The organism is Anaerotignum lactatifermentans, assembly GCF_014982935.1.
In the GTDB taxonomy this organism is placed as follows: domain Bacteria; phylum Bacillota; class Clostridia; order Lachnospirales; family Anaerotignaceae; genus Anaerotignum; species Anaerotignum lactatifermentans.
In genome coordinates this window covers 1-7,774 of the sequence record NZ_JADCKK010000090.1, presented here as the reverse complement: position 1 = coordinate 7,774, position 7,774 = coordinate 1, and the positions used below count along the sequence as shown (strand labels likewise).

The window sequence follows — 7,774 nt, the reverse complement described above, 5'->3', positions numbered from 1 at the left end:
CTCGGATATTTCTTCACATCCTGTTCATCGTCATGGCGCACTGCATGGTGCTGCTTTTCCCTTTCGGGCAAAACAGAGTAACGTATTTATATTGCCTGTATGCAGTTTTCAAGGTACATCGAAGGGACGAAAAAACCTCTTACTGATAAGCCGAAAAATGAGGGGGTTTGCCCCGCTTTTTTCGAAAACTTTTGAAGAAAATTTTTAAATGAAAAAACCCCCTCACTTATAAGCCGAAAAAACGACCCCTTTTACAACCAATTTTGAAAATTTTGTGCAATTTTTTTCAAAATGGTTGTCCGAATAAAAAACCCTTCGCTTATAAGCCGAACTGAGAGGTACTTTATGCAGGTTTTTGCAAAATTTGTGATAGTTTGTGAAAAATACACAATTCTGAACCACCTGATTGCTTTAGAACATACTGCACCAAACCTTTTGTTTTTTCTCTGTAAATAACCCTTCATATATCAGGTCACTAGGAAGGCATTTTATAACCGATTTTTCAAAAATTTTTGAAGTTCGTTATATTTATCCAAATCCGAGATGTTGAAAGCACGGGTGTTTTATGTATATTTTTCAGTATTCTTTTTGTTTTTCACAGAAAAAAATCCCTTCATATATCAGGTCACTACGAAGGAGTTTGAAGCAGAAAACTTTTCAATTTTTAAACTTTCAGCTATATGTATAATTTCTTTATCAACCAAATGCGGATTCTTTATGTAAAATGATATTAGGCAAATAAAAAACAGCTTCAAATCCCTTTTATTTAGGGTTGAAACTGTTTCTTTAGATGTAAAATTGTATACAATATTATAAAATTATTTGAATTTTATATATATACTCCCACCACATTTTCTCATACTGTATTGATAGTATTCGCTCCGATTTATAATAATACTTTTGTGACAAAATGAAATCATTAAATATAAAATGAATATCCTTAAGACAAAATATATTAATTTGTACAATTATATTTACCGAACAGAATGCTCCAAAATATTTGACCTAAATACAGATTATATAGGTGGTCATCAATAGCAGATACAATATGAATAGGATTGATCATGAAACTCTAAATCATTTAAGATAGGTGTTTCAGGTATATTTATAAAATATTTTAGTGTTAGCTCTGTCATTCCCTTACTATTAGCAAAAATACAGGTATATCACATTAGACTTTCCGAGGAAAAGATCGTGTGCCAACAGGGATACTGCTCGCCCCTTTGGATACCTCATATTTTCCCTCGCAAATGGGTACTCAAACTGCAAAAATAGTATTGTATTATTCCTCAGAAAATGCAAAACTGCTACTGCTCCCATCCTGCGCAGGGATGAAAATTGCAGCGGTTCGTTTTTATGTTGATAGAGGAAGTTCTGGCATAGTTTTATCACACCGTCGAGCGTTAGTGTGTGCAAGTACTGTTCCCACATGAGTTATATCAAAAGCAAAAGGTAAAGAATCCCACCAGATATGCAACTTCTTTAACGACGGATAGCTATCCCATTCATCCATAAATGCAGAAACTGCTACCTTTTTCACCTCAGCATCTGTGTTGTAAAGATTCCAAACTGCTTCTAAAGCTTCAATTTCTTTTTCATTTACTCTATTTTCCTGATGAATCAGGTTACCGTTAACCACAAAATTTTGTGTGATTGTTAGATTTTTTATTTCTTCTTTTCTCGCAATGGGTAACTTAACATAACCATCTAACAATTCGTTCGGAACCAAAAAAGAAGAATACAGTCCTGCTTCCGATAATATACTTAAAGCATTTTTATGATTCTCGGAATCAATACGAATTCCAGCAGCAGAATATCCAGATAGACGCGCTGGATAAAAATCAGCTATCTTTTTGAAGGAGTTGGCGAAATTTATTCTAACTGTATCAAGTATGTCTAAATGATCAATCCAGTCAGTGCCTAATGGCAACTCCATGTATATAAGCTTTTCAAATAAATCTGCCAACACTTTCAGTCCCGATTTACATGAACCCGAAAGTGGCATCACCTTGTTAACAGCATGGACCACAGTTAAAGCACATAAGGCATCGTCATCAATTTTATCAATAATTTCTACTGCCCGACTAATCCCTGCTCTGTTTTTTCTTACCTGTCCTTTAGTAATCCGACACACAAGCAGTTCGGATAACATATCATAATCAGTATCACGCTCTGTTGCTGCAGCTGTTCTTTGAGCACTTGCCAGTAATAATTGGAATGACGGATCTGCAAACGCACTAAGTGCTCCTTCGATTTGTTGCATTTTAGGAAGTAACGAATCTTCAAGTTGCTGCACACGTTCATTTGCGCAAGCATATGCCTCTGCTGTAAAGTCTCTACGAGCAACAGCATATGTTTCAGCACATATTTCTCTAGCTCTTTTCTCATCAATGCCATTATAAATATTGATTGTGCCAGCCTGCATCAACTGAGAGTTATCGCCAGCTTTTTGAGCTTGTTTATCTCCGATCATCATTGATACCTCCAATTTGTGTTTGAATAGAACCATTACCTGCTTTTTGAGATTGCTTAAGGTTTATCTTACTTTTTGAAGAATTTATACCACCATCATTCTTTCCTATCTGTAATTCTTGTCTTTGTTCGGAGCCATCCCCCGCACTTTGCTTTTGGCTTAAAGTCTTCTTTATAGCGACTTTATAGCCTACTGTACCACCTCCAATTGCACCAATTATTAAACTGATAACAATGCTGACTATCTCTGTTCCAATTCCATCAAAAATCCACTCCAATAGTTCCACGTTATTCCACCTCTTTCGTTAAATTTTGATACATTTTCATCAATTCAGCAACACAAGAACTTTCTGTCATATCTTTAATGGAAAAACCATAAGCCTGCATAACTGCTCTGTCATTATCCTGATGAGCTTTCAGCAGTTCAGGGAACAAGTACATCTTTTCTCCATACATATCTGCAAAGCTACAATCAGGGTACTGTGCCCGTGCATCAAGGATGGCCTGCGCAGTTTGTTCGATTTTAGTTTTCTGCGCATCCGTTGGGTTTGGCCAAGGAAATGTGTTATATACAATCTCCTTGGAATACCTATAATCACTTTTTAATCTACCGCAAACCGCACGCATCCATGCCATGTGGATATTTGAGGTCAATATACCAAAGTGATACAAGGTTGCACCAGGGACAATTTGTACGGCATTAGACGAAATAATATTCGATGTAGCAAAGCCAATGGGTACATATCGTCTCCGTTCTGATGAAACACTCGATATAATAAGGAAATCGACATCATCTGGCTGTGTGATTTGTGCAAATAACTGAGGTACTTTTGCATAACCATTTGTTGTTTTCGCTTTTGAAGAAAGTCGAAATTGTCGAACTGCCTCCACTTTTTCAGAAAGGATTTTGCTGTTTATAATATCCTTTGGAGAAGCATGTTTAAGCCAAAGACACCAACGCTTTTTCCCTTTAATAAACTCATCTGCACCAATATAAGGATGAAGCCATTTTTGAAGTTCTGGCTCTTTTTTCATAATATCCTGATATTCATCTTCTTTGATGACAAAAAAGCCTCCATCACGTGGCTGATTCCCAAAATTCATTTTAGGCATTCCACAAAGGGACTCTTTTTCTGCTACAACGAAGATTTCTTCGCCTTCTACTAAATATGGGCTAATATTAGAAACGATTTTCCCATTTGATCCATCCGAAAATAACCATTTTTCATTTCGATTAAATTCTGCAAATCCTACAATAACGCAATGAACCGCTGCCTGCGATGAAGATTCACTATCCCATTTGAATGTTTGATATGCAAAATTGATATGAACATGGTAGTCATGAAACAATACATTCCATAAAATCGGGACCTGGGAACCTTGGCAAATCGAGTTGGTTGAAACAAAACAAACTTGTATTTTGGTGTTTTGTATGTATTGAGATGCTAATTTATACCAGCACGTCACATAATCCAAATCCTGAACATCCTTGATATTTCCAAAAATAGTTTGAATCTCTTTTTTCTGATCACTGCCTTGTTCCATAAGTCTTGCTCCTACAAAAGGAGGATTTCCCATAATATAATTTAACTTATCGTTTGAAACGACATTCTTCCAATTTATCTCCAAAGCATTGCCCTCAGTTATGTTCGTATAAGATTTTAAAGGCAGGAAATCAAGAGACATATGTACAACGTCCTCAGTTTCTTTCATCATCTGGCTTTCAGCAATCCAAAGAGCAGTTTTTGCAACAGTAACGGCAAAATCATTGATTTCAATTCCGTAGAACTGATCGATAGAAACCTGAATAGGACTCAAATCCTCATCACCAAAAGAAATCTGTCCATGAGATAAAATTCGCAGAACTTCATTTTCTAATCGGCGTAGGCTGATATATGTTTCTGTTAAAAAATTTCCACTTCCACAAGCTGGGTCCAGAAAAGTCAAAGTTGCCAGCTTTTTTTGAAACTCTTTTAACTTTCGTTCACGAGTTTTCTCTACAGCAATTTCACAAAATTCTTTAAACTCTTTTTTTAAGTCATCCAGAAAAAGTGGATCAATCACTTTATGGATATTCTCAATAGAAGTATAGTGCATACCTCCACTACGACGGGTTTCTGGATTCAGTGTACTTTCAAAAACTGCACCAAATATCGTAGGACTGATTTCTGACCAGTTAAAATCAGCACTTGCCTTATCAAGAAGCAAACTTCGAATTTCATCCGTAAACGGAGGTATCTCAATATCTTCATTTGCAAATAAACCGCCATTTACATAAGGAAATGCAGCCAAATTTGGATTATCATCTTTTAAGTATGGATCACGATTCTCTGGTGCAGTATCTAACACTTGAAATAATTCAATGAGTGCTTTACGCATATGACGTGTATCATACTCCGCCAAATAATCATGGAACATTCCATGATGACCGAAGATACCAGCATCTTCTGCATAAAGGCAGAAAACAAGACGGACACAAAGGATATTCAGACTCTTCAAAGCACGTTCACTGTCTGGATCTGCATACTGTTTATGAAAAGCATCGTAAAGGAAGCCAACCATTTCACCAGCTGCAATCGAAACTTCCATTTCTCGCTTCAAATGTTCATTTCCACTATCTACTAAAAAGGATAGCCTGTAATATTCTGTCGGAAGGTTTTCTAACAGAATTTCTTCTGGCTCACCACTTGGACGTTCCATATCATAAACAAAAAATTTTTCAAAATTGCAAGTCACCACCCAGCGTGGATGTTGTGATAAAGGCAACTCAGTAATATAACGCTTTGCCTGCTGAAATGGTGTCAGCAATGTGCCATCTGACTGCCTAATAGGTTTTTTCAAGTCTTTGCCTAATCCCTTTTGTTCAATTAGAACTTTTGTTGATGGAATTGTCCCATCTATAAAACTGGTGTGATCAAGATGCACCTGTTCCTCAAATGTAATAAATTGCTCAGGATGTTCCACACCATAAACATCACGAAGCAGAGAAAGCCAGAATGGTTGACTTTCCCCTTTTCGTAGCCCTTATCTTTCCAATATGAAACAAATTTTCTTGCCGCTTCTTTCTGTTGTGCATCGTTCATTTCGTTCCTCCACCTAACATTTTCATGAATGAAATCTTTCTAACAGGCTTTCATTTTTCTGTATATCATCCAAATTCTAAAATAGTGAAACAAATTCAAATTCACCCATAATTTATCAGTTTTTCCCGCTTGGCGTTGTTAAAACTTTCTATCTTTGATATTTTTTTAAAAATATCATTATTCATAATCATTGTCAAGAAAATACATTTACACCAACAGATGTACTTCTCTATTGGAAGCCAATACTATTTTTTATCGAAGTTTTATAATAATAACCAGTTACAGGTATTCAGAAAAGGTATTCTTTTTTTCTCTGTATACCTGTAACTGTTATATTGAATGGTTCACATTCATGGCTCTTCGTGAGCCATACCATGGTTCAGCAAAAAGGCAGACCTCTCCTGTCAAAGACCTCCCCATGTTTTCAAAATTTTCTATCCTGATTTTCAAAAGAAAAAGACTGCGTTCCGTTTGTCAGCTGAACCAAACAGACGGCAGTCTTTTCTTCTGAACAGATAAAATGATTACTCATCACTTCTTTGATACCTCACAGCATCTTCCATAGTGAGGATGCCATTGATCTTTTTCACTTCATTGACGCAGCGGATGTGGAGTCTGCGCATGGTCGCCTCGTCCATATCGTTGATGGCGGCAAGCATACTTTCCAGCTTTGCCATCTCCACAGCAATTTTGAAAAGCAAACGAGCCAAATGATTCTCTGATGTTTTTACGATGCCCTTCATGGATTCCAACATTACTTCAGATAAAAAATCTTGATGGTTTTCCTGATAAAGATAACCGGAGTAAAAGTGAATGGCTCTTTCTATAAATGCACTGCGGTTTGCAAAATCTTCCCTTGTTACTGCCGCATCGCTTTTCTGGATGGCGTCCTTAGACAGCCACACGGTATATCGTTGTTTCTGGTATTCTTTTTTCATCAAAATGCTCCTTTCTCTCCATAGCGTCGGTACCAGCACACTTGACAAAGCCGCTGGTTCTTAAGACAATCTTTTCTTTTTCTGTTTCACAACACGCAAATGAGCGCCAATCTTTTTTCACCGGCGCTGGCAAAAAATCTCCGCACTGCGGGGATTTGATGGACTCTGCCGGTAGTTTGACGCCGGCTTTTCACCTGCAAGTATTTTTCGCATTTGGCAAAGTCCCCTCTGGCAGATGTTTGCTCCAAACATCCCCTTTTTCCCGTCGCCCAAAATCGGGGCAAATTCGCTCCAAACTTCCTTGCCCTGCAACTACTCCACCTGCTCCGCAAAACGCCACACAGGGGGGCAAACAGGGCGGTTCTGGCGGCGGTCTTGCTCCTGTTGACGCAGCCAGCCAAATACTCTGTTTTTTCAATTCTTTTCACCCTCTTTCCTAAAATCCATTTTTCTCCTTGACACCTTTCGTCATCAGAGTTTATATACCACAAGCGGCTCTGCCGACTTTTGGAAAAGGCGGTTTTTATCATGGATATTTTTCAAGCTTTTCTTTCTCGAGATAACGAGAATTCACCTACGTTTTCAGAAATTTTTCATTCTGCAGCAGCATTAAAGCGCGTCTTAGGAACGAAAAGTTATCTTCTGGATCACTATCTTTCTTTGTTTTTTCGTCTGACAGCGCAGATAGATTTTGTAGCATTGCAGGATGAAGTCCACCAAGCCATGGGGGATGCCCAGCGTTCTTTCAAAGAAAATCCATCCCTCCTGTCCGAGTTTTATTGTCAGGAGCCTGCCACAAAAATAAATCTCTGCTTCTTACGGCAGGCAGATTCTATCTTGGAACAGACACGCAAAGACTTTTTGAGCGAGAAAACTTCTGAATGGAATGCTACCGTTGACCTAATAGAACTACGGCAGACAGAACAGAAACTGATGGAACACATGGGCAAGGAACCTCTGGAAGCTTTTCAGCAGATGCTTCTTCGTCAATTTCTTCCCTGTCCTTTGGCTCCATTATTTTCTCAAGGTGTCCTTGTAGAACTGACTAAACGGTTTCTCACACGGGATTTGGAAACGGATCAGGAGGTCTTTCGGCTGTTTCTGAAAACTTTTGGGCACGAAAAAAGCGACTGATATATCAGTCGCTTTTCTTGTTGGTGAATCCAATAAAAACCCCCGGCTATGCCGGGGGAATCAGTGAGCTTCAGCTTCAAGCAAAAACCTCCTATGCTATAATTATCTTGAGTCCGCCAAGACACAAGAAAGCATAGGAGGTTTTTA

Annotated in this window: 6 protein-coding genes; 2 read left to right on the top strand and 4 right to left on the bottom strand. The window is 38.0% G+C overall.

What is annotated here, in order from left to right; translation table 11 throughout:
* Positions 1-208: hypothetical protein (locus INF29_RS14585; RefSeq protein ID WP_207728179.1), on the top strand; the 208-nt coding region annotated here is incomplete at its 5' end.
* A gap of 1,146 nt (positions 209-1,354) precedes the next feature.
* Here the strand turns inward: INF29_RS14585 and INF29_RS13490 are convergent.
* The 4 genes from INF29_RS13490 to INF29_RS13475 form a co-directional block, all read right to left on the bottom strand.
* A complete protein-coding gene (locus INF29_RS13490) occupies positions 1,355-2,476 on the bottom strand; it encodes an LPO_1073/Vpar_1526 family protein (protein ID WP_193487207.1) in 1,122 nt (373 codons plus the stop codon).
* Complete coding sequence (locus INF29_RS13485; RefSeq protein ID WP_193487205.1) at positions 2,460-2,759, bottom strand: hypothetical protein; 300 nt, start codon at positions 2,757-2,759, stop codon at positions 2,460-2,462. The genes INF29_RS13490 and INF29_RS13485 overlap by 17 nt, the downstream gene beginning before the upstream one ends.
* Before the next feature lies 1 nt (position 2,760).
* Positions 2,761-5,436 carry a DNA methyltransferase gene (locus INF29_RS15170; protein ID WP_334298154.1) on the bottom strand — a complete coding sequence of 892 codons (2,676 nt, stop codon included), beginning with the start codon at positions 5,434-5,436 and terminating at the stop codon, positions 2,761-2,763.
* 643 nt (positions 5,437-6,079) lie between these two features.
* The gene (locus tag INF29_RS13475) at positions 6,080-6,493 is read right to left on the bottom strand and encodes a hypothetical protein (RefSeq protein ID WP_193487203.1); all 414 of its coding nucleotides are present in this window, start codon (positions 6,491-6,493) and stop codon (positions 6,080-6,082) included.
* Between the two features lie 528 nt (positions 6,494-7,021).
* Between INF29_RS13475 and INF29_RS13470 the strand changes: the two genes are divergently transcribed.
* On the top strand, positions 7,022-7,627 hold the full coding sequence (locus INF29_RS13470; protein ID WP_193487201.1) for a hypothetical protein: 606 nt from the start codon (positions 7,022-7,024) through the stop codon (positions 7,625-7,627).
* The last annotated feature ends 147 nt before the right edge of the window (positions 7,628-7,774 follow it).